The sequence below is a fragment of the Pseudomonas sp. WS 5411 genome, assembly GCF_012985595.1.
GTDB lineage: Bacteria > Pseudomonadota > Gammaproteobacteria > Pseudomonadales > Pseudomonadaceae > Aquipseudomonas > Aquipseudomonas shahriarae.
In genome coordinates this window covers 40,176-60,795 of record NZ_JAARMC010000025.1, presented here as the reverse complement: position 1 = coordinate 60,795, position 20,620 = coordinate 40,176, and the positions used below count along the sequence as shown (strand labels likewise).

19 protein-coding genes are annotated in these 20,620 nt (G+C 62.8%); 12 read left to right on the top strand and 7 right to left on the bottom strand.

Annotated elements, in window-relative coordinates:
• Positions 1–23 precede the first annotated feature (23 nt).
• Positions 24–1,151, top strand: a complete 1,128-nt coding sequence (locus HBR93_RS23400) for a saccharopine dehydrogenase (RefSeq protein ID WP_169961189.1) — start codon at positions 24–26, stop codon at positions 1,149–1,151.
• A gap of 2 nt (positions 1,152–1,153) precedes the next feature.
• On the top strand, positions 1,154–1,645 hold the full coding sequence (locus tag HBR93_RS23395) for a DUF2269 domain-containing protein (protein WP_169961188.1): 492 nt from the start codon (positions 1,154–1,156) through the stop codon (positions 1,643–1,645).
• On the opposite strand, the gene HBR93_RS23390 is transcribed toward HBR93_RS23395, so the two are convergent.
• The 3 genes from HBR93_RS23390 to HBR93_RS23380 form a co-directional block, all read right to left on the bottom strand.
• Positions 1,596–2,009 (bottom strand): DoxX-like family protein, encoded by a 414-nt coding sequence (locus tag HBR93_RS23390; protein ID WP_057959885.1) that lies wholly within the window; start codon positions 2,007–2,009, stop codon positions 1,596–1,598. The two genes, HBR93_RS23395 and HBR93_RS23390, sit on opposite strands and share 50 nt — an antisense overlap.
• Positions 2,006–2,458, bottom strand: coding sequence for a thiol-disulfide oxidoreductase DCC family protein (locus tag HBR93_RS23385; protein WP_057959884.1), 453 nt, complete (start codon positions 2,456–2,458; stop codon positions 2,006–2,008). The genes HBR93_RS23390 and HBR93_RS23385 overlap by 4 nt, the downstream gene beginning before the upstream one ends.
• Positions 2,459–2,687: 229 nt before the next feature.
• Positions 2,688–3,593 (bottom strand): LysR substrate-binding domain-containing protein, encoded by a 906-nt coding sequence (locus tag HBR93_RS23380; protein ID WP_169961187.1) that lies wholly within the window; start codon positions 3,591–3,593, stop codon positions 2,688–2,690.
• 198 nt (positions 3,594–3,791) lie between these two features.
• Here HBR93_RS23380 and HBR93_RS23375 point away from each other — a divergent pair, with 198 nt between their 5' ends.
• The 7 genes from HBR93_RS23375 (at position 3,792) to HBR93_RS23345 (ending at position 10,379) form a co-directional block, all read left to right on the top strand.
• A complete protein-coding gene (locus HBR93_RS23375) occupies positions 3,792–4,739 on the top strand; it encodes a branched-chain amino acid ABC transporter permease (RefSeq protein WP_057438696.1) in 948 nt (315 codons plus the stop codon).
• On the top strand, positions 4,736–5,836 hold the full coding sequence (locus HBR93_RS23370) for an ABC transporter ATP-binding protein (protein WP_169961186.1): 1,101 nt from the start codon (positions 4,736–4,738) through the stop codon (positions 5,834–5,836). The genes HBR93_RS23375 and HBR93_RS23370 overlap by 4 nt, the downstream gene beginning before the upstream one ends.
• A complete protein-coding gene (locus HBR93_RS23365) occupies positions 5,833–6,606 on the top strand; it encodes an ABC transporter ATP-binding protein (protein ID WP_029292970.1) in 774 nt (257 codons plus the stop codon). Before HBR93_RS23370 ends, HBR93_RS23365 begins: the two co-directional genes overlap by 4 nt.
• A complete protein-coding gene (locus tag HBR93_RS23360; RefSeq protein WP_057438694.1) occupies positions 6,599–7,315 on the top strand; it encodes an ABC transporter ATP-binding protein in 717 nt (238 codons plus the stop codon). Before HBR93_RS23365 ends, HBR93_RS23360 begins: the two co-directional genes overlap by 8 nt.
• Before the next feature lie 84 nt (positions 7,316–7,399).
• Positions 7,400–8,539, top strand: coding sequence for a branched-chain amino acid ABC transporter substrate-binding protein (locus HBR93_RS23355; protein ID WP_115127991.1), 1,140 nt, complete (start codon positions 7,400–7,402; stop codon positions 8,537–8,539).
• A 116-nt stretch (positions 8,540–8,655) separates the two neighbouring features.
• Positions 8,656–9,147, top strand: coding sequence for an L-2-amino-thiazoline-4-carboxylic acid hydrolase (locus HBR93_RS23350; RefSeq protein ID WP_169961185.1), 492 nt, complete (start codon positions 8,656–8,658; stop codon positions 9,145–9,147).
• On the top strand, positions 9,144–10,379 hold the full coding sequence (locus HBR93_RS23345) for an allantoate amidohydrolase (protein ID WP_169961184.1): 1,236 nt from the start codon (positions 9,144–9,146) through the stop codon (positions 10,377–10,379). Before HBR93_RS23350 ends, HBR93_RS23345 begins: the two co-directional genes overlap by 4 nt.
• A 42-nt stretch (positions 10,380–10,421) precedes the next feature.
• Here the strand turns inward: HBR93_RS23345 and HBR93_RS23340 are convergent, their stop codons facing one another.
• Complete coding sequence (locus tag HBR93_RS23340; RefSeq protein WP_169961183.1) at positions 10,422–11,777, bottom strand: amidase; 1,356 nt, start codon at positions 11,775–11,777, stop codon at positions 10,422–10,424.
• Positions 11,778–11,790: 13 nt separating this feature from the next.
• Complete coding sequence (locus tag HBR93_RS23335; RefSeq protein ID WP_169961182.1) at positions 11,791–13,122, bottom strand: MFS transporter; 1,332 nt, start codon at positions 13,120–13,122, stop codon at positions 11,791–11,793.
• 213 nt (positions 13,123–13,335) lie between these two features.
• Here HBR93_RS23335 and HBR93_RS23330 point away from each other — a divergent pair, with 213 nt between their 5' ends.
• Complete coding sequence (locus tag HBR93_RS23330) at positions 13,336–14,364, top strand: LacI family DNA-binding transcriptional regulator (protein WP_120732577.1); 1,029 nt, start codon at positions 13,336–13,338, stop codon at positions 14,362–14,364.
• Positions 14,365–14,910: 546 nt separating this feature from the next.
• On the opposite strand, the gene HBR93_RS23325 is transcribed toward HBR93_RS23330, so the two are convergent.
• A complete protein-coding gene (locus HBR93_RS23325; RefSeq protein WP_115127996.1) occupies positions 14,911–15,699 on the bottom strand; it encodes a helix-turn-helix transcriptional regulator in 789 nt (262 codons plus the stop codon).
• An 84-nt stretch (positions 15,700–15,783) separates the two neighbouring features.
• Here HBR93_RS23325 and HBR93_RS23320 point away from each other — a divergent pair, with 84 nt between their 5' ends.
• Both HBR93_RS23320 and HBR93_RS23315 read left to right on the top strand, forming a co-directional pair.
• Positions 15,784–16,782 carry a bile acid:sodium symporter family protein gene (locus HBR93_RS23320; protein ID WP_169961181.1) on the top strand — a complete coding sequence of 333 codons (999 nt, stop codon included), beginning with the start codon at positions 15,784–15,786 and terminating at the stop codon, positions 16,780–16,782.
• Between the two features lie 87 nt (positions 16,783–16,869).
• Complete coding sequence (locus tag HBR93_RS23315) at positions 16,870–18,054, top strand: sugar transporter (RefSeq protein WP_057959876.1); 1,185 nt, start codon at positions 16,870–16,872, stop codon at positions 18,052–18,054.
• Between the two features lie 72 nt (positions 18,055–18,126).
• On the opposite strand, the gene HBR93_RS23310 is transcribed toward HBR93_RS23315, so the two are convergent.
• The gene (locus HBR93_RS23310) at positions 18,127–20,577 is read right to left on the bottom strand and encodes a TonB-dependent receptor (protein WP_120732579.1); all 2,451 of its coding nucleotides are present in this window, start codon (positions 20,575–20,577) and stop codon (positions 18,127–18,129) included.
• Positions 20,578–20,620: the final 43 nt, after the last annotated feature.

Below are 20,620 nucleotides of genomic sequence, written 5' to 3'. Positions count from 1 at the left end.
CCCGTCTTTCAAGGAATAGATACATGAGGTTCAGGGTGATGGTGATCGGTGGGTACGGCAATTTCGGCTCCATCGTCAGTCGGCATTTGATTGGAATGCCAGGTATTGACCTGGTGATATCAGGGCGCGACCGGGTCAAGTTGCTGTGCAAGGTTCAAGCGCTAGACACGCAAACAGGGCGTACCTGTCAGTATTGGTGCGGCGATGCGATGGGCAGCGAGTTCCGAGCGGCGCTGGGCTCGATGGCGATCGACCTGGTGATCCATACCGGCGGTCCATTCCAGGGGCAGTCCTATGCCGTAGCCCAGAGCTGCATCGACGCGGGTGTCAATTACTGTGACCTCTCGGACTGTCGCACCTTTGTCAACGGCATTGGCGTGCTGGATGCGCGCGCCAGGCAAGCGGGGGTGGCGATCCTCAGCGGTTGCAGCTCGGTGCCGACGTTGTCGGCAGCTCTGATCGATCAGCAGCGGCATCACTTCCAGCGCATTGATGCGATCGAGCATGGCATTTCTTCTTCGGCGAAGATGCCTGGCCTGTCTACCGTCGAAGGCGTGCTTGCCTACGCTGGCAAGCCGATCAAACAACTGAAAGATGGCCAGGTGCATGAGGTGTTGGGCTGGCAGGATCTGACGTTACGCAAGATGCCTGGCCTGGGTACCCGGCTATTGGCCAATGTCGATGTGCCAGATATGGATATTTTCGCCAGCCGCTATGGCGCCCATACCCTGGCCTTCAAGGCGGGCGCGGGCTTGAAGCTGGGCGGTGTCGCCAATTACCTGTTGGCCCAGGCACTGCGTACGGGGCTGGTACGTGATCATGCGGCCTGGGCGGGCAGACTGCATCGTTTGGGGACTTGGTTCGAACGCTTTGGCGATGGCAAAAGTGCGATGTACATCGACGTGCAGGGGCTTGGTCTTGATGGTAGGCCATTGTCCATGACGCTGCAGTTGACGGCCCTGAATGACAAGGGGCCGGAAATACCAAGCTGTGCCGCCGTCGCCCTGGCCGCAAAAATGTCCGGAGGCTATCTGCCCGAACCCGGTGCCCGGGCGTGTGTCGGCGAAATTAACGTCGACGAGTACATGACTGCCATCAACGACCCGCAAAATTTGTGCCTCACCCTGCAATGCGCTGACGGAAAGCGTTGAGCATGCTTTATCTGGGCTTGAAGTACCTGCATGTCATCGCCGCGGTGTTCCTGTTCGGGTTTGGCATGGGGTCATACCTTTATCTGATTGCCGCCAGCCGCACGGCCAATCCCCAGGTGATCGCTCAGGTGGCCAGAATGGTGGTGCGGTTCGACACTTGGATCACCACGCCTGCCGGCTTTATACAGATAGTCACGGGCTACCTGCTGACCCGGCTGACTGGCCTTCCTTTGACGACCGGGTGGGTGCTGACGGCGCTGATCATTTTCTTGTGCGTGGGGGTGCTATGGCTCCCGGTATTGGTGTTGCAGAAGCGCCTACAGGTCATCGCAGCCAACGCCGATGTTGCAGGCAACGAGGTCGGTGCCGAGTATCACAGCGTGTACAGGCGATGGTTCTGGCTGGGGATACTCGGGTTCCTGGGGATGTTTGTGATCGTGCTGATCATGGTGACGAAGATGACCCCGTGGCAGTTGCTCGAACTGATGATGTAGGCCGGGTGTGCCAGGCGATCGCACACAGGGCGAGGCCGGCGATATTGAGTGAGACCGGGTTGAAGGCATCCCTGAGCATCGTTGGATTGAGTAGCGCGACATCCAGCAGCAGGATGACCAGCGACGTTGCGGCGAGGAGCAACGGCCAGGGACTGCGCGGTGCGAGCAGCAGCCACAAGGCCAGGGCAATTTCCCCGACGCCGGCCAATGTGGCGAACAGTTCTACCTGCTCGATCCCATGGGCCAGGATCATGGTCCTTTCGCCAGGGCTGAGCCACAGTAGCTTGGGAACCAGGCCGTGGTAGCCAAACATGAACGCCAGACCCGCCCGTGCGATCCAGTTGATGCGTGTCAGTGTGCTCATCGCGGGGTTTTCAAGAAGCGTTGCGCATGATCAGGATCGGGCAGCAGGCAGCTGTCGTACCGGCCAAAAAGCCGATAGCGGTTACGAGCGATGCGGTCATAGGCCCAGTCACGAAGTACCCGTGGCAGTACCCGCAGCAACTGTAGCGGCCGCCAGGCCATGGGCAGCAGGGCGATGATCTGCAGGACTGCGTTGGAGCGGACCCAGTAGTGCTGGTCGCGAATCACCGCCAGGGTGTCGAATTGATCCAGGGGCAAGCCGGCCCAGGCGAGCAGTGCCTGGCCTTCGGGCGACTGGACGGCCGCCAGGCGAATACGCCGGTGGCGGTCATGGCGGATCAGGAACCTGACCCAGCCATTGCACAGTTTGCAGACCCCGTCGAACAGCACCACCGTCTCGCCCTGGCTGAGCAAGGGGGCGGGAGTGGGGCGGGTAAAGGCGCCGGGCATAAGGGTGGGTCCAATGAGGCTCTGGAGCCTCGGATCATACCGGCGAGCCCGCACTGATGATACACGGGCCGGAAAACGCGATGCTGTTCAGTTGGTAAGCACAAATAAAGTGTGGCGAGCGGGCTTGCCCGCGTTGGACTGCGCAGCAGTCCCATTTTTAGGGCCGCTACGCGACCCAGCGCGAGCAAGCCCGCTCGCCACAGGGATGCCGTTCGTGCATGAGGTGCTCCTACACGGGGCTATGGCCCAAGCGGTCCTTGATCCAGTCATACAGGTTATTGCCCTCGCTCGACAGCTCGCTGGTGGCTCGGCGGCACAGGTAATACTGGCGACCGTCATCCACCTGCAGGTCAAACAATTGCACCAGCTCACCCGTAGCCACCAGTGGCGCCACCAACGGCGCGCGCAGCAGCGAGCAGCCCAGGCCGGTGCGGGTGGCGACCAGGGTCAACTGGCCGTCCTCCAGCAGCAGGCCGTTGTGTGTGTTGCTGTGACTGATCGCGGCGGCATCGAACCATTGGCCCCAGGTACCGCGCTCTTCGTCGTGCAGCAGGGGCAGTTCGCTGAGGGCCTGGGGGCTGTCGATAGGGCCGTGGCGCTGGAGGAATTCGCGGCTGCAGAACGGCGTGACCGCGCCGCTGATCAGGGGCTCGCTGTGATAACCCGGCCAGTGCCCGGTGCCGAAGCGGATCGACAGGTCGGCGGCATCGCTGGGGTAGCTGCGGTGGTTGGCGTAGGTGATGTTGATATCCAGCGCCGGGTTGGCGCTCAAAAACTGCGCCAGGCTCGGGATGAACAGGTTGGTCGCGAACATCGGGATCAGGCTGATGGTGACCTGGCGTGTCGCGCTTTTCTCGCGCACGTGTTCGGTGGCACTGCGCAGTACCGCGAATGCCGAGCGAATCGCCCGGTAGTACTCGCGGCCTTCTTCGGTCAGGCCCAGGTTGCGGCCTTTGCGCATCGTCAGCGGCTGTTGCAGGAAGCTCTCGAGTAAGTGCAACTGATGGCTGACAGCCGAGGGCGACACCCCAAGCTCGCGGGCGGCGGCATTGACACCACCGTGGCGGGCAAAGGCCTCGAAAGTACGCACGGCCCGTAGAGGCGGATCGTTGGCTAACTGTTCTAAATTATTCATGTATTGAATTAAATACTAAGTAAAAAGATAAATAAAGCGCAAAAAGATCCCGTGTATAGGGGGTTTTGTATTTGGTATAACCATATTCCCTTCAGATATTTGATAAAAACAGAATAAATAACTAGTGTTCCGCGCTCGGGCTTTTTAGTCGGCGCGCCTTGGCCACGACGTTTTTTGTAAAGGGAGTTGATGGTTCTCATGGATGCGTTTATCCAGCAACTGCTTAACGGCTTGCTGTCGGGCAGTCTCTACGCGCTGGTCGCCTTGGGTTACACCATGGTCTACGGCATTTTGCGCATCATCAACTTTGCCCATGGCGATGTGTTGATGATCGGCGCACTGGTGGGCCTGTCGGTGATCCGCGTGCTGCAGGCAGCCTGGCCGGATATGCCGCCGGTGCTGTTGCTGCTGACGGCGGCGATGATCGCCATGGCCTTTTGTGCGGTGCTGGCGGTGGTGATCGAGCGTGTTGCCTATCGGCGCTTGCGCAACGCGCCGCGCCTGGCACCGTTGATCAGTGGGATCGGCGTGTCGCTGTTGTTGCAGACCGTGGCGATGCTGGTCTGGACCCGTAACCCGCAGATGTTCCCGCAATTGCTGCCCCTGGAACCTATCGAAGTACTCGCTGGCGATGCCACCCACGCTGCCGTGACCAATGCCACCGCACTGACCACCATTGGCGTGGCGTTAAGCCTGATGCTCGGTTTGCTGCTGTTGGTAGAGCGCACGCGCTTTGGCCGGGCCATGCGCGCCGTGGCCGAGAACCCGCAAGTGGCGAGCCTGATGGGCATCAACCCGAACCGCATCATCGTCATGACCTTCGCCATCGGCGGCGCCCTGGCCGCGCTGGCGGGCATCATGATGGCCAGCAACTATGGCAGCGCGCATTTCTACATGGGCTTTTTGCCCGGGATCAAAGCGTTTACCGCGGCGGTGCTGGGCGGCATCGGCAACCTCAAGGGCGCGATGCTCGGCGGCCTGCTGCTGGGGCTGATCGAAGCCCTCGGCACCGGCTACCTGGGGGCTGCCACCAACGGTGTGTTCGGCAGCAACTACCAGGACGTGTTCGCGTTTATCGTGTTGATCGCGGTGCTGGTGTTGCGGCCCCAGGGGTTGTTGGGCGAACGATTGGCGACCCGCGCATGAGCCTGGCAACCGCTATGAGCCCTTCGAGCAAACGCGCCAGCCTGGGGCTGCTGCTGTTCGCCCTGGCCCTGGTCTTGGCCCCCTGGATTGTCGGGCATGCCGGCGGCAATACCTGGGTGCGCACCCTGGACTTTGCCCTGCTGTACATCATGTTGGCCCTGGGCCTGAATATCGTGGTGGGTTATGCCGGTTTGCTGGACATGGGCTTTATCGCTTTCTACGCGGTGGGCGCCTACCTGGCGGCCTTGCTGTCATCGCCCCATCTGGTGCAACAGTTCCCGGCCTTGCTGGCGCTGCTGCCGGAGGGCATGCACACCTCGATCTGGCTGATCTTGCCGCTGGCCGCGCTGCTGGCGGCCGGGTTCGGCGTGATTCTGGGGGCGCCGACCCTGCGCCTGCGCGGCGACTACCTGGCCATCGTCACCCTGGGGTTTGGCGAAATCATCCGCATCCTGCTGCGCAACCTCGACCGCCCGGTGAACCTCACCAATGGCCCCAAGGGCATCGCCCAGGTCGACCCGGTGACGCTACTGGGGGTCAACCTGGGGCGTACCCAGGAACTGTTCGGCCTGCGCTTGCCCTCGGTCTACCTCTATTACTACCTGTTCGCCGCGCTGGTGGTGCTGATCCTGTTTGCCTGCATTCGCCTTGAGCGCTCGCGCATCGGCCGCGCCTGGATGGCGATCCGCGAGGATGAAGAGGCGGCCCAGGCCATGGGCCTCAATACCTTGCGCCTGAAGCTGCTGGCATTTGCCATCGGCGCGGCGTTCGGCGGTATCAGCGGGGCGCTGTTTGCCTCGTTCCAAGGCTTTGTTTCACCGGAATCCTTCACCCTCAACGAGTCCATCGCCGTGCTGGCCATGGTGGTGCTCGGCGGCATGGGGCATATCCCCGGGGTGATTCTGGGCTGCGTGTTGCTCGCAGCCTTGCCCGAAGCGTTACGCGCCAGCATGGGCCCCTTGCAGCAGGCGCTGTTTGGCCAAGTGCTGGTGGACCCGGAGATTATTCGCCAGCTGTTTTACGGCCTGGCGCTGATTCTGGCGATGCTGTATCGACCCGCCGGCCTCTGGCCGAGCCGCACAGGAGGTGCACCTTGAATCATCCGTTATTGCAGATCGAGAAGGTCAATAAACAGTTTGGCGGCGTGGCTGCGCTCGATGACGTGAGCCTGAGTATCGAGGCCGGGGAAATCTACGGCCTGATCGGGCCCAATGGCGCCGGCAAGACCACCTTCTTTAATGTGATGACGGGGCTGTACACCCCGGATTCCGGGCGCTTTCAACTCGACGGCCAGGAGTACCAGCCCACGGCGGTGCACCAGGTGGCCCGCGCCGGCATTGCGCGTACGTTCCAGAATATCCGCCTGTTCAACGCCATGAGCGCCTTGGAAAACGTCATGGTCGGGCGCCATGTGCGCACCCATAACGGCGTGTGGGCGGCCTTGAGCGGGCACTCGCGTGGGCGCGAGGAAGAGGCGCAGACCCGCGCCCACGCCCACCGCTTGCTGGCCTATGTCGGCCTCGCCGGGTTTGCCCACTACCGCGCCGACAGCCTGTCCTACGGCCATCAGCGGCGCCTGGAAATTGCCCGCGCCCTGGCCACCGAGCCGCGCCTGTTGGCCCTCGACGAGCCGGCTGCCGGGATGAATGCCAGCGAGAAAGTGCAACTGCGCAGCCTGCTGGAAAAGATCCGCGACGACGGCCACACTCTGCTGCTGATTGAGCATGACGTGAAGCTGGTAATGGGCGTGTGCGACCGCATCAGCGTGCTGGACTACGGCCGCGTGATCGCCGTGGGCGCGCCTGCCGAAGTGCGCCGCCACCCGCAAGTGATCCAGGCTTACCTGGGAGCCGGCGCCCATGTCTGAAGCGTTGTTACAGATTGACGGCCTGAAGGTGCGCTACGGCGCCATCGAGGCGGTCAAGTCCCTGGACCTGCATATCAATGAAGGCGAACGGGTGACGCTGATCGGTGCCAATGGCGCCGGCAAAAGCTCCAGCCTCAAGGCCCTGACCGGGTTGCTGCCGGCCGCTGCGGGGCAGATCCGCTTTGCCGGGCGCTCGATCCTCAGCCTGGCGCCCCATGAGCGCCTGACCCTGGGCATCGCCATGGTGCCCGAAGGGCGCGGCATTTTTGCGCGCATGAGCGTGCTGGAAAACCTTCAGGCCGGGGCGTTCCTGCGCCGCGACCCGCACCAGGTGAACCTGGAAATCCGCCAGTTGTTCGAGCACTTCCCGCGCCTGGAGGAACGCTTGCAGCAATCGGCCGGCTTGCTCTCCGGGGGCGAGCAGCAGATGCTCGCCCTGGCCCGTGCGCTGCTGTCCAAGCCGCGGTTGCTGGTGCTCGACGAGCCATCCATGGGCCTGGCGCCGATCATGGTCGAAAAGCTGTTCCAGGTGATTGATGATGTCTGCCGCCAGGGCATGACCCTGCTGCTGGTGGAGCAGAATGCGCGCCTTGCGCTGCAAGTGACTGACCGCGCCTACGTGATGGACACCGGGCGCATCAGCCTCAGCGGCGCCAGCGCGCAATTGCTCGACCACCCCGAGGTGCGCAGTGCCTACCTCGGTGAATAACCCCATAACAAACGCCACCGGACGCCCGGCGTGTTTCGCCCACCCCACAGGCCATGAGGGCCTGATGAGAAACAGGAAAAACTGATGAACAAGACTGCCCCCTTCAAACGCGTACTGTTGTTGAGCCTGGCCCTGAGCGGTGTGGCCCAGGCCGATCAGACGGTCCTGATCGGCCTGGCCGGGCCCTTGACCGGCCCGTCGGCGCGGATCGGCAAAGACTTGGAAAACGGTGCGCAACTGGCGATTGACCAGGCCAACGCCAAGCATCCGAAAATCAACGGCGAAGCGGTCACGTACAAACTGGTTTCCGAAGACGACCAGTCCGACCCACGCACCGCCGTCACCGTGGCCCAGCGCCTGGTGGACGAAGGCGTAGTTGGCGTGGTCGGTCACTGGAACACCGGCACCAGCATCCCGGCCGCGCGGGTCTACCATGACGCCGGGATTGCCCAGGTCGCGCCAGTGGCCACCGGTCACGCCTATACCCAGCAAGGTTTCGACACCAGTTTCCGGATCATGGGCCATGACGATGACGGCGGCCAGGTCGCCGGCGACTACGCGCTCAAGACCCTCAAGGCGCAGCGTATCGCCGTGATCGACGACCGCACCGCATTCGGCCAGGGCCTGGCGGACCAGTTCGTCAAATCCATCGAGGCCGGTGGCGCCAAGGTGGTTGCCCGTGAATACGTGGACGACAAGACCATCGACTTCAGTGCGGTGCTGACCAATATCCGTGGGCAAAACCCCGACCTGATCTTCTTTGGCGGCGTCGACTCCCAGGCTGCACCGCTGGCCCGACGCATCAAGCAGTTGGGGATCAAGGCACCGTTGATGGGCGCGGGCGGCTTTGTCAGCCAGACCTTCCTGCAACTGGCGCAGAACGAAGGCGAGGGCGTAATCGCCCTGGAGCCGGGCCTGGCCGTGGCACAGATGCCGGGTGGCAAGGCCTTTGAAGACGCCTACAAGGCGCGTTTCAAGAGCAATATCGAGCTGCATGCGCCGTTTGCCTATGACGGTGTCGGCGTGCTGATCGCCGCCATCGAACAGGCCAACTCCACCGACCCGCAGAAGTACCTGCCGGTCCTACGCGCCATCAGCTATCCGGGCGTGACCGGGACCCTCGCGTTCGATGCCCAGGGCAATCTACAGAACCCGTCGTTCACCGTTTACCAGGTCAAGGCCAATCAATGGCAGCCGGTAAGCGTGGCTGGCGGCAAAAAGTAACGCGCTGGATCTAAGCGTAGGAGCGTCCCAAGTGGGAGCTGTCTCACCCGGCGAGACAGCTCCCCCATGTGGAGCACCAACATTGGATCTTCGTAGCCATTTGAATGAGGCACGCAATGAGCAAACTCGAAGGTGAACTGGGCATCCTGGCCCGCCGGCGCATCGAAGCCGAGATCATCAAGCCGATCTACGAAATCCTCGTGCGCGAGCAGGGCAAGGCCTTTGCCGCAGCGGTGATTGGCGAAGCGGTGGGCAACGCCGCGATCCAGGCCGGCAAGCATTTTGCCGCCCAGGAAGAGCAGGGCGCCGACCTCAAGAGCTTCGTTGAGCTGCAAGTGCTGTGGGAAAAGGACGACGCGCTGAAAGTCGAGGTCATCGCCAGCGACGCCGAGCATTACGACTATGACGTCAAGCGCTGCCGCTATGCCGAGATGTACCACGAGATGGGCCTGGGCGAGATCGGCCACCTGTTGTCGTGCAACCGCGACGAGCTGTTTATCGTCGGCTACAACCCCAATATTGAATTGACGCGCACCCAGACCATCATGGGCGGCGCGCCAAGCTGTGACTTCCGCTACCACGCCAAGCCCCGGGAGCCGCGCTCGTGAGCGCCCTGGCCCGGGTCAACGGCGAGCGCCTGTGGGACTCGCTGATGGAAATGGCGCAGATCGGCGGCACGCCCAAGGGCGGCGTCTCGCGCCTGGCCCTGACCGACGAAGACCGGCGCGGCCGCGACCTGTTCGTGGCCTGGTGCACGGCGGCCGGGTGCAGCATCCGTGTGGACGCCATGGGCAATATCTTCGCCCGCCGCGCCGGCCGGCATGACCACCTGGCCCCGGTGCTGACCGGCTCCCACGGTGACTCGCAACCGGCGGGCGGCAAGTTCGATGGCATCTACGGCGTACTCGCCGGCCTGGAAGTGCTGCGCACCTTGAACGACCTGGGCATCGAGACCGACCGGCCGATCGAGGTGGTCAACTGGACCAACGAAGAAGGCTCGCGCTTTGCCCCGGCGATGATTGCTTCGGGGGTGTATGCCGGGGTGTTCGACCTGGAGTACGGCTTGTCCCGCGAAGACAAGGCCGGTGTAAGCATCGGCCAGGCACTGCAACAGATCGGCTACGCCGGCCCGCACCCCGTGGGCGGCCAGGCGGTGCATGCGGCGTATGAACTGCATATTGAGCAAGGCCCGATCCTTGAGGCCCAGGACCTGACCATCGGTGTGGTCACCGGCGCCCAGGGCCAGCGCTGGTATGAAGTCGAGCTGAGCGGGCGCAGTGCCCATGCCGGCACCACGCCCATGGATCACCGCCTGGATGCTCTGCTGGGTTTTGCCCGGGTGGTGGAGGCGGTCAACCAGATCGGCCTGGCCCAAGGCGCCGAGGGGCGGGCGACGGTGGGCATGGCCAATATCTTCCCCAACTCGCGCAACGTGGTGCCGGGGCGGGTGTTTTTCAGCGTCGAGTTCCGCCATCCCGATGAAGCGGTGCTGGCCGTGCAGGATCAGCAACTGCACGCAGCAGTGGCGCGCATCGCCGAGGGGATTGGCTTGCAGGCCAGCGTCAAGCAGATCTTCCAGTACGCACCGATTGCCTTCGACAAAGACTGCGTGGACGTGGTGCAGGTTGCGGCCGAGGCCTTGGGCTATAGCCATCGGCGCATGATTTCCGGAGCCGGGCATGATGCCTGCTACCTGAACCAGGTCGCGCCGACGGCGATGATTTTTGTGCCGTGTGTGGATGGCTTGAGCCATAACGAGGCGGAAGAGATCCACCCGCACTGGTCCACAGCGGGGGCGGATGTGTTGTTGCAGGCGATTCTGGCTTCGTCAGGCGAATAGGCTGAAGACCTGATCCCACATTCAACCTGTGGGGTCTTGCCCTCACTCCCGCACAAACAGCCTGCTCATCACCTGCAACAGCTGATCATCCGCGCCAGCGGCGCCAATCACCTGCAACCCCACCGGCATGCCCCTCACGTGCCCCACCGGCAGGCTGAGCGCGGGGAGGCCGGTGAGGTTCCAGGCACTGGTATAGCTGAGCACGGCGGCGCGTACATCAATGTCCTGTTCGCCCACCCGCACCTTGCGTGCATTTACCTCAGTCGCGGTAATCGGCACGCTGGGCGAAACCAGCAAGTCATAGTGTTCGAACAGGCGCGCCATCGCCGCTTTGTACTGCGCCTGGCTGGCCTGTGCGCGAATGTATTGCCAGCCTCTGACTTCCTCCGATACCTCAAGACGCTCGCGTACCTCCTGTTCAAACTTATGCGGCGCATCCCGCATGCGTTCGGCATGCACCTCGAAGGCCTCGGCACGTTGCAGTGTCAGCAGGGTATCTTTCATGCCCGCCGCCAGGTGGTGCAGTTCGTCGGTCTCCTGCAGTGCGTCGCCAAACAGCTGCTGCGCCGCACCATAGATCTGCTGATGCACATCGGCGTCGACCGGGCCGAAGCTGGGGCAAGTCATCCAGCCAACCCGCAGCGGCTGCGGGTTGGTTGCAGGCGTACCGGCGCGTCCGGCCAACACCTCGAACAACAGGCGCGCATCTTCGACATGGTTGGCGATGGGGCCTACGTGGTCGAGACTCGATGACAGCGGGAACACCCCGTCCACCGGCACGCAGGCAAACGAGGGCTTGAAGCCGACCGTGCCGCACAAGGCCGAAGGGATCCGGATCGAGCCGCCGGTGTCGGTACCCAGGGCCAGCGGCACCATGCCGCTGGCCACCGCCGCGGCACTGCCGGCGCTGGAGCCGCCAGTGATGCAACGGGCATCCCACGGGTTGCGTGCAGCACCTTGCAACGAGCGGTCGCCGGTCGGGCCGTAGGCGAATTCGTGGGTCAGGGTCTTGCCGATAATCACCGCCCCGGCTTCGCGCACCCGGTGTACGCACAGGGCATCGCGGTCCGGCTGGAAACCCTCGAAATGCGCGGAGCCGTAGGTGGTGATGTAGTCAAACGTGTCGATGTTATCTTTGACCGCGACCGGCATGCCGTGCAGCGGGCCCAGGTCCAGGCCTTGGGCCAACAGCGCGTCGGCCTTGCGCGCCTGGGCCAGGGCGACGCAGGCATCGACTTGAACGAACGCATTTAATCGCGGATTCAAGCGCTCGATGCTGTCCAGGGCGGCTTGCGTCAGCTCGACACTGGTCACGCTGCCAGCCCGCAGGCGCTCGGCCAGCGTGATGATCGACTGACCGCAAAAATATCCAGCGTGGGTAGGCTTCACCAGGCTCATATAAACAACTCCATCAAACAGCTGCGGGTACAGAGGGTGGGGCGACCTGGCGACCGCCTGGGCGCACCATCAGCATTGCGCTCATGCCCAGCGCCGTGGCCACTGCGGCGGCCACGAACATCGACGAATAGCCGTAATGCACGGTCAGGTAGCCCGTGAGCATCGGGGCGATAAACGAAGCGGTGTTGGCGATAAAGTGCGTCATGCCGCTGTAGGCGCCAACCCGATTGGACGGCGCAGTGTCGATCACCACGGCCCAGTAGACGGAGTTGGGCAGGGCGTTTAAGGCGTTGGCCAACGTCATCAAGGCAATCACGCCCCAGACGGTCTGGGCCTGGGACACCATGATGAAACACAGGGTTGTCAGCAGCAGGCAGGTCGCGGCCAGCCAACTGCGGGCGACTTTCAGGTTGCCGGTGCGGCGCAGCAGCCAGTCCGATATTTTGCCGCCCAGCAGCACGGTGAAGCAGGCGCCGGTCCACGGGATCATGCCCATGTACCACAGCGACGATAGGTTGTAGTGGAACTCATCCTGCAGGTATTTGGGGGTCCAGGTCAGCAGCAGGAACGTCACGTACACAAACGAGAAGTAACCGATGGCATTGAGCAGCAGGTCCTTGTTCTTGAAGAAGTGCCAGACCGGCGCGACGCTGGTGGTGGGGGTCGAGGCATTGGCGGCTTCGGCGCGCTCTTTACGCAGGAAGTCGAGTTCGGCCTTGGACACCCGCGGGTTTTCATCCGGGGTGTTGGTGAAACGGGTCATGAAATAGATCAGTAGCGCCAGACTGGCCACGCCCAGCACCACGAACATGCTGCGCCAGCTGCCGGTCAGGGTTTGCAGGCCCACGGCCACTGGTGCGGTGAGCAGTGCCCCCAAGGGGGTGCTGAGCAGGCCGACCGAAACCACAAAACCGCGCTCCTTGGGCGTGGCCCAGTTGGCCACGCTCTTGTTGATCACCGAGTACGCCGGACCTTCGGCAAACCCGAACATTACGCGGATCGTGGCGAAACCGGCCATGGCCGAGCCGCCGAGGAACGCCAGCCCGAAGTCACCGGCAAAGGCCGTGGCAATTTCAAAGATCGACCACGTGGCGCCGGCGATCAGCCAGATGCGCTTGGCACCAAAACGGTCGGCCAGAATGCCACCGACCAATGCCCCCAGGATGTAGCCGTAGCCGAAGTAACCCAGCACGTTGCCCCAGTCGGCCTTGTCGAAACCGTACTCGGGCAGAATGCTCGCCGACGCATAGGCAATCGCGCCGCGGTCGATGTAGTTGAGCAGTGCCATCAGCATGATGAGGAAGAAAATCTGGTAGCGGAAAGACGGGATAGCGGGGCTGTTCATAGGGATCTGACTCTTCAAAATGATGGCAGAAGTCAAAAAGTCGGCCGCGTCCGGCGTATTTTTTATTGTTTGCCCAAACGTTTGGGTTGGCGAAATGTAAGGCGCGTAAAAATTTTAGTCAAACGTTTGGGTAAAAATTTACCTGCGGCTGCGACACGCCCGTTCGGGTAGAATCTGCGCGCTAAATATCAGACAGTTGGAAGCCTCTCCACCATGCCGAGCCCATCTCGCCCTGCCACCCTGAAATCCATGGCGACCGCACTGGGTGTGCATGTGTCCACGGTGTCCCGGGTACTCAATGGCGACCCGGCCGGGGTCGAGCGAGCGGCCTCGGCCGAAGTGGTGGCGCGCATTCGTGCATTGGCCAAAGAGCTGGATTACCGGCCGAACACCCAGGCATCGAGCCTGAAGTTGCGCAAAAGCCAGGAAATCTGTGTGCTCATGCCCAGGCTCACCGACCTGGTGATGGCGACCATTTATGACAGCATCGACAGTGCCGCCGAACAGGCCGGCTACCTCACCTTCGTTTCCAATACCGACGACCAGCAGCCACGCCAGATGGCGCGTGCCGAGCACGCCTTGCGCCGCTCGGTGGCCGGGCTGATCGTCGGCGACTCCCATGTGGGCGAAAGCCAGCCGCTGCTCGACCTGTTGGCGCGCAAGCACATCCCCTACGTGTTGGTCAGCCGGCAGATTGCCGGGCATCTGGCGGCGTGCAGTGACGATGAGTTGGGCGGTTGGTTGGCGGCCGAGCACTTGTACCAATTGGGCTGTCGCGATGTGGCCATTCTGGCGGGTGAGCGGCACGCCTCGACCGGGGCGGATCGCACCCGTGGGTTTACCCGCTATTACCGTGAGCAAGGCATCACGCTACGCCCGGAGTGGACGCTCAATGGTCCTTTCGACAGCCTGACCGGGCATCGCCAGGGCGAGTATCTGCTGAGCCTGAACCCACGGCCCCAGGCGTTTTTTGCGGTCAATGACTTCCTGGCCATCGGCCTGATGGGTGCTGCGCGTGACAAGGGCTTGATGCCGGGCAAGGACATTGCCGTGGTGGGCTTCAATGACATACCGCTGGCCAACGAACTGATGGTTCCCCTGACCAGCGTGCGCCTGCCCTTGGCAGAGATGGGCCGCCATGCGGTTGAACTGCTGCTCAAGCGCATCGAGGGCGAGGCTGTCGAGTCGATCAAGGTGGCGCCGCAGCTGCAGGTGCGTGCGAGCTCGTCTTTGTTGCGCTGACGTCAAAAATGTGGGAACGGGCTTGCCCGCGATTCAGCGGTGGTCCAGTCACTCTCTTTGATGACAGGTACACCGCCATCGCAGGCAAGCCAGCTCCCACATTTGATGGGTGGTGTGGCCAAAACGCTGTGCCCGGCCAAGATCCCCTGTGGGAGCGGGGCTTGCCCGCGATAGCGGTGGTCCAGTCACTCTCATTGATGACAGGTACACCGCCATCGCAGGCAAGCCAGCTCCCACATTTGATGGGGGGTGTGGCCAAAACGCTGTGCCCGGCCAAGATCCCCTGTGGGAGCGGGCTTGCCCGCGATAGCGGTGGTCCAGTCACTCTCATTGATGACAGGTACACCGCCATCGCAGGCAAGCCAGCTCCCACATTTGAAGGGGGGTGTGGCCAAAATACTGTGCCCGGCCAAGATCCCCTGTGGGAGCGGGCTTGCCCGCGAAGGCGGTGGTTCAGTCACTGAATTTATCGACTGACACACCGTCTTCGCGAGCAAGCCCGCTCCCACAGGGGGATTGTGGACGGTCAAAAGCCGCGGTATTCAATCAGCGAAAAAACTCCCCTGGCGTCGCATCAAACTGCTGGCGAAACGCCGCGATAAACGCCGAAACCGACTCATACCCACAGCCCAGCGCTACATCCGTCACCCGTTCCCCGCGTTCCAGGTCGGGCAGGGCGCTGAGCAGTCGCAGCCGTTGGCGCCAGGCGCGATAGGTCAGGCCGGTATCGCGCAAGAACAACCGGCTCAAGGTTTTCTCACTGACCCCCAACTTCTGGCTCCACTGCCCCAGGGTGGTTGCCTGTTCCGGGTGCAGGCTCAAGCTGCGATAGATCTGTCGCAGCCGGCTGTCCACAGGCAGGGGCAGCATCAGGTCAACCTGCGGCGCGGCGGCCAACTGGTCCAGCAGCACCAGGGCCAGGCGCCCGTCCGGGCCGTCTTCGGCATATTCCACCGGCAGTTCGCTGAAACGGCGGATCAACTCGCGCAGCAGGTCGCTTACCGCCAGGACCTGGCAACGTTCCACGGCCCAGCTCGTCACGCTGCAGTCCAGGTACAGGCTGCGCATTTCGGTGTGGGGCGAGCTGAACACGCGGTGGGGCACCCCCGCCGGGATCCACACCGCGCGCTGCGGCGGGGCGACAAAGCGCCCGGCACTGGTGTGGATCTCCAGCACCCCGCAAATCGCATACGACAACTGCACCCACGGGTGGCTATGGCGGCGGGTCAGGGCGCGGTTGGGCAGGGATTCGGTGCGGCCATACACCGGGCGCGGCAGGCTGGCGAGCCCGGGGATGCTGCGGCGAACGGCCTTTTCATGTCCTTTTGGCGGCATTTACTGGCTCATTGGCGTTAGTCGGTAGGCAGCCGTTACGTTAGAGTCGCCACGACGCCCTGGCAACCCCTGGAAGAACAGCTAATGAAACGCCCCCGGTTTTTACCCGATAACTTCACCATGATCCTGATTGCCACGGTGGTCCTCGCCTCCTTGTTGCCGGTCAGCGGCCAGGCCGCCGTGGCGTTTGGCTGGGTGACTAACCTGGCCATCGCGCTGCTGTTTTTCCTGCATGGCGCCAAGCTGTCGCGCCAGGCCATCGTCGCCGGTGCCGGGCACTGGCGTTTGCATCTGCTGGTGTTCAGCCTGACCTTCGTGCTGTTCCCGCTGCTGGGCCTGGCGCTCAAGCCGCTGTTGTCGCCGATGATCGGCAAAGACCTGTACATGGGCATGCTCTACTTATGTGCGTTGCCGGCCACGGTGCAGTCGGCGATTGCCTTTACTTCCCTGGCGCGGGGCAATATCCCGGCGGCGATTTGCAGCGCGGCGGCGTCCAGCCTGTTCGGTATCTTCCTTACGCCGTTGCTGGTGGCCTTGTTGCTCAATGTGCATGGCGACGGCGGCTCCACGGTGGATGCGATTCTCAAGATCAGCGTGCAATTGCTGCTGCCGTTTATTGCCGGGCAGATCGCCCGACGCTGGATCGGTGCGTGGGTGGGGCGCAATAAAAACTGGCTGAAATTCGTCGATCAGGGTTCGATCCTGCTGGTGGTCTACGGCGCCTTCAGCGAGGCGGTCAACGAAGGCATCTGGCACCAGATCCCCCTGTGGGAGCTGGGCGGCCTGGTGGTGGCCTGCTGCATCCTGCTGGCGCTGGTGCTGATGGCTTCCGCGCTCTTGGGCAAGGCGTTCGGTTTTAACCAGGAAGACCGCATCACCATCCTGTTCTGCGGCTCGAAAAAAAGCCTGGCCACCGGGGTGCCAATGGCCCAGGTGTTGTTTGCCGGCAGCACCATGGGCGTGTTGATCCTGCCGCTGATGCTGTTCCACCAGATCCAGTTGATGGTCTGCGCGGTACTGGCCCAGCGCTATGCCAAGCGCCCGGAGTCGATTCCCGAGATCATGGCGCAAGTCGATCCCTGAGCCATCGTGTTACTATTTTTCGGCGCCGCTCAAGGGCAGGCATCGGGCCGTCAGGATCGGCGCGCAACTGAGTAAAACGACCTGTCGATGAGTACTTCCACCACCACACCTCAAGCCAACTGGCAGCCGGTCATCGCCCTTGCGCTGGCGGCCTTTGTGTTCAACACCACTGAGTTCGTCCCGGTCGGCCTGCTCAGTGCCATCGGCGCCAGCTTCGACATGCCGATCGCCCGGGTCGGCCTGATGCTCACCATCTATGCCTGGGTGGTGTCATTGACGTCGCTGCCGGTGATGTTGCTGACCCGCAACGTCGAGCGGCGCAAGTTGCTGATTGTGCTGTTCGGCATGTTTATCGCCAGCCATATCCTCTCCAGCGTGGCCAACAGTTTTGGCTTGTTGATGGTCAGTCGCATCGGCATTGCCTTGTCCCATGCGCTGTTCTGGTCGATCACCGCCTCCCTGGCGGTACGCCTGGCGCCGCCGGGCAAGCAGGTGCAGGCGCTGGGCTTGTTGGCCACGGGCACCTCACTGGCGATGGTCCTGGGCATTCCTTTGGGCCGCCTGCTGGGCGAGGCCATGGGCTGGCGCACCACCTTTATTGTGATCGCCGGATTCGCCGCTGTGCTGGTGTTCTGGCTGGCGCGCACCTTGCCGCTGTTGCCGAGCCAGAACTCCGGCTCGCTGCGCAGCCTGCCGATGCTGTTCAAGCGCCCGGCGCTGGTGGCCCTGTACGTGTTGACGGCCATGGTGGTCACGGCCCAGTTCACCGCCTATAGCTATATCGAACCCTTCGTCGAACGCGTCGCGGGCCTGGGGGGCAATGCGGTGACCCTGGTGCTGCTGGTGTTTGGCGGGGCGGGCATCATGGGGTCGTTACTGTTCAGCTTGCTGCACCGTTTCAACCCTTACCGCTTTTTGCTGGTGGCCGTGTCGGTGCTGGCGCTGTGCCTGGGGCTGTTGTTGCCGTTGAGTGGTGACGTTTCGTACCTGGTGGTGCTGAGCGTGTTCTGGGGCATGGCGATCATGGCTTTTGGCTTGGCGCTGCAGTCCAAGGTCCTGGTGCTGGCACCGGACGCGACCGATGTGGCGATGGCGATGTTTTCCGGGATCTACAACATCGGCATCGGCGGCGGCGCGCTGTTGGGCAGTTGGGTCGGCGGGCATTTCGGCTTTGCCTGGATCGGCGCGGCGGGGGGCTTGCTGGCGGTGGCGGCGCTGGGGTTGTACTGCCTGTCGATCTATCGGTTTGGGCAGGGTGGACCACGCGAATAAGGTGAGCGGCGTTCGCAGCAGCCAGCTCGCCAGCGATGGCGTCCACAGGAGCGCCATCGCTGTTTCAGTCCATCAGAACTGCGGCGTGTACTTCACACTGAACATCACATTGCGCGGATCACCGTAGAAGTTGTTGCCATTCAACTGGTTGTACCCTGAGGCGTAGTAGGTCTTGTCGAACAGGTTGTTGGCATTGACCGCCAAGCCCACCTCCGGCGTCATTTGATACGCCAGCCGCGCGTTCCAGACCGTGTAGCCCGCCACGTCATAGTTGTACTCATACCCCAGGGTATGGCTCTGGGTGGTAAAGCCCAACCCGGCGCTGACCTTGCTCCAGTCGCCACTGAACTGGTAGTCGCCCCACACCCGCAACATATGCTTGGGCGTCCACTGGCTGAATACCTTGCCCTTGTTATCCCGGTCCTCAAGGTACTTGGTGGTGTTGTAGGTATAGCCGGCAAACAGTTGCAGGCCGCTCAACACTTCACCGCTGATTTCAGCTTCCAGGCCCTGGCTGCGGACTTTGCCTGAGCTGGTGGCGCAGTAACTGTTGCCGCAGGCAGGGACTTCGCCCAGCGCGAAGTCGGTGATCGCACGGTTTTCCTGGTCGTAGCGGAACAGCGCCAGGGAGGTATTGACCCGCCCGTCCAGCAATTCGCCCTTGAGCCCGACTTCGTAGTTGCTGCCAATCACCGGCTTGACCACCGCACCGCTGAGGTTGCGCTGGGTCTGTGGCTCGAACACGTCGGTGTAGCTGGCGTACACCGCCCACTCGCGGCTCAGGTCGTAGACGATCCCGGCGTAGGGCGTGACTTCGCCGGTTTCGTTGGTGGTGCTGGGGTCGTTGACGGTGGTGGCGTGGGTTACCGCCGCGATGCCCGAGGAGGTATAGCTGTAGTCATACCAACTGACACGGGCGCCGAGTACCAGGGTCAACGGGTCGATGGGCTTGACGCGCCAACTGCCATACAGGCCTTTTTGGCGGATGTCGTATTTGCTCGGTGTTGCACTGCCGCCGGGGGTGTTCATCAGACCCTCGTAGCTGATTTCGGGGCGGTTGTTGTCGATGTCGAAGATGTTGTCGGTGCTTTTGTTAAAGGTCCGGGCAATGATGTCGTTGGACGTGTATTTGGAATAGTTGCCGCCCAGCGTAATTTCCTGGGCCATGGACAGTGCTTCGAAACGCCCGGTGAGGTGGGTGTCCAGGCCGATCTTGGTGCCGTCGAAATCGGTGTACCAATCGGCATAGGTCAACCCGGTGCCGTCGGCGTTGATGCCGTTGCCGGTACTCTGCACGCGCTGGTGGGTGGAGGTGTTTTCTTCGCTCATGCGCACCGCGCCGACCTTGAACTTCCAGTCGTCGTTGAAGCGGTGCTCCAGGTCGGCATACAGGGTGGTGACGTCGATCTGCGAGTGGTTCCAGCGCGAGCCGCTGAAGGTGGAGCGTGACAGGTCAATCGACTTGCCCGTGCTGTAGCGCGGCAGGCCCCGCAGCATCGGCCGGGATTCGGCATTGGTGCGGCTGACGGCCAGGCCCAGGGTGGTGTCTTCCTGCAGGTCGAAGTCCAGGGCGCCGTACAGCGAGTGGGTCTTGCTCCATTCGTAGTCGATGAACGAATCGCTCTGGTCTTCATCGGCCACCATCCGCCCACGGATCGTGCCGCTCTGGTTCAGCGGGCCGCCGGCGTCCAGTTGCAGGCCGTAGTGGTCCCAACTGCCGGCCTTGGCGGTAAGGGCCACGGTGGGCGCCGTCTGCCCGCGCTTGCGCACCAGGTTGATTGCGCCACCGGGGCTGCCGGTGCCCTGCAGCAGGCCGGAGGCGCCGCGCAGTACTTCCAGGCGGTCGAAGAAAATCATGTCCTGGGTCGCCCAGTTGCCCAGGGCGTAGGTATTGCGCGGGATCGGCACGCCGTCGTACTGCCAGTCGTCGATCTGGAAGCCGCGGGAGGTGATGATCATGCCTTTGCCCACGCCTTGCACGCCCACCAGGCCGGTGGTGTGGTTGACGGCGTCCTTGAGGTCGACCAGGTCCTGGTCATCCATTTGCTTGCGGGTCATCACCGTGATCGACTGGGGGATTTCCTTGAGGGTGTGGGTGCCCTTGCCGATTGTCACCGCGCGTGCGGCGTAGGAACCGCTGCCTTCGGTGGTGGTGGGGTCGATGCTGTGCTCGACAATCGAGGTCACGCCCAATTGCAGCGCGCTGCCCGTGTCAGTGGCAGGCTCGACGCTGAAATTACCTTGCTCGGTGATGCGCAACTGCAAGCCGCTGCCCGACAACGCACGGTCCATGGCCTGTTCGGCCGGCATCTGGCCAATCACGGCATTGGCCTGCTTGCCCTGCACCAGCACCGGGTCCAGGGACACAATGCGCCCGCTCTGGCTGGCAATGGCGTTCAGCGTTTGCGCCAGCGGGCCGGCCGGCAGGTTGAAAGACAGGCTTTGCGCCTGCACCAGGGCAGGGCTCGCCAGGGTTGCCAGGGCAACGGCGACAGAAAGGGCGTGGGGCCAAGGGTTGAGCACAGCATTCTCCTGAAGGTGTGGACGTGTCAGGAGATAGGTGGGA

Excerpts from the sequence above, each read along its gene's own strand:
- HBR93_RS23400 (WP_169961189.1), top strand. The coding sequence starts at position 24 with ATGAGGTTCAGGGTGATGGTGATCGGTGGGTACGGCAATTTCGGCTCC.
- HBR93_RS23395 (WP_169961188.1), top strand. The coding sequence starts at position 1,154 with ATGCTTTATCTGGGCTTGAAGTACCTGCATGTCATCGCCGCGGTGTTC.
- HBR93_RS23390 (WP_057959885.1), bottom strand. The coding sequence starts at position 2,009 with ATGAGCACACTGACACGCATCAACTGGATCGCACGGGCGGGTCTGGCG.
- HBR93_RS23385 (WP_057959884.1), bottom strand. The coding sequence starts at position 2,458 with ATGCCCGGCGCCTTTACCCGCCCCACTCCCGCCCCCTTGCTCAGCCAG.
- HBR93_RS23380 (WP_169961187.1), bottom strand. The coding sequence starts at position 3,593 with ATGAATAATTTAGAACAGTTAGCCAACGATCCGCCTCTACGGGCCGTG.
- HBR93_RS23375 (WP_057438696.1), top strand. The coding sequence starts at position 3,792 with ATGGATGCGTTTATCCAGCAACTGCTTAACGGCTTGCTGTCGGGCAGT.
- HBR93_RS23370 (WP_169961186.1), top strand. The coding sequence starts at position 4,736 with ATGAGCCTGGCAACCGCTATGAGCCCTTCGAGCAAACGCGCCAGCCTG.
- HBR93_RS23360 (WP_057438694.1), top strand. The coding sequence starts at position 6,599 with ATGTCTGAAGCGTTGTTACAGATTGACGGCCTGAAGGTGCGCTACGGC.
- HBR93_RS23355 (WP_115127991.1), top strand. The coding sequence starts at position 7,400 with ATGAACAAGACTGCCCCCTTCAAACGCGTACTGTTGTTGAGCCTGGCC.
- HBR93_RS23350 (WP_169961185.1), top strand. The coding sequence starts at position 8,656 with ATGAGCAAACTCGAAGGTGAACTGGGCATCCTGGCCCGCCGGCGCATC.
- HBR93_RS23340 (WP_169961183.1), bottom strand. The coding sequence starts at position 11,777 with ATGAGCCTGGTGAAGCCTACCCACGCTGGATATTTTTGCGGTCAGTCG.
- HBR93_RS23335 (WP_169961182.1), bottom strand. The coding sequence starts at position 13,122 with ATGAACAGCCCCGCTATCCCGTCTTTCCGCTACCAGATTTTCTTCCTC.
- HBR93_RS23330 (WP_120732577.1), top strand. The coding sequence starts at position 13,336 with ATGCCGAGCCCATCTCGCCCTGCCACCCTGAAATCCATGGCGACCGCA.
- HBR93_RS23325 (WP_115127996.1), bottom strand. The coding sequence starts at position 15,699 with ATGCCGCCAAAAGGACATGAAAAGGCCGTTCGCCGCAGCATCCCCGGG.
- HBR93_RS23320 (WP_169961181.1), top strand. The coding sequence starts at position 15,784 with ATGAAACGCCCCCGGTTTTTACCCGATAACTTCACCATGATCCTGATT.
- HBR93_RS23315 (WP_057959876.1), top strand. The coding sequence starts at position 16,870 with ATGAGTACTTCCACCACCACACCTCAAGCCAACTGGCAGCCGGTCATC.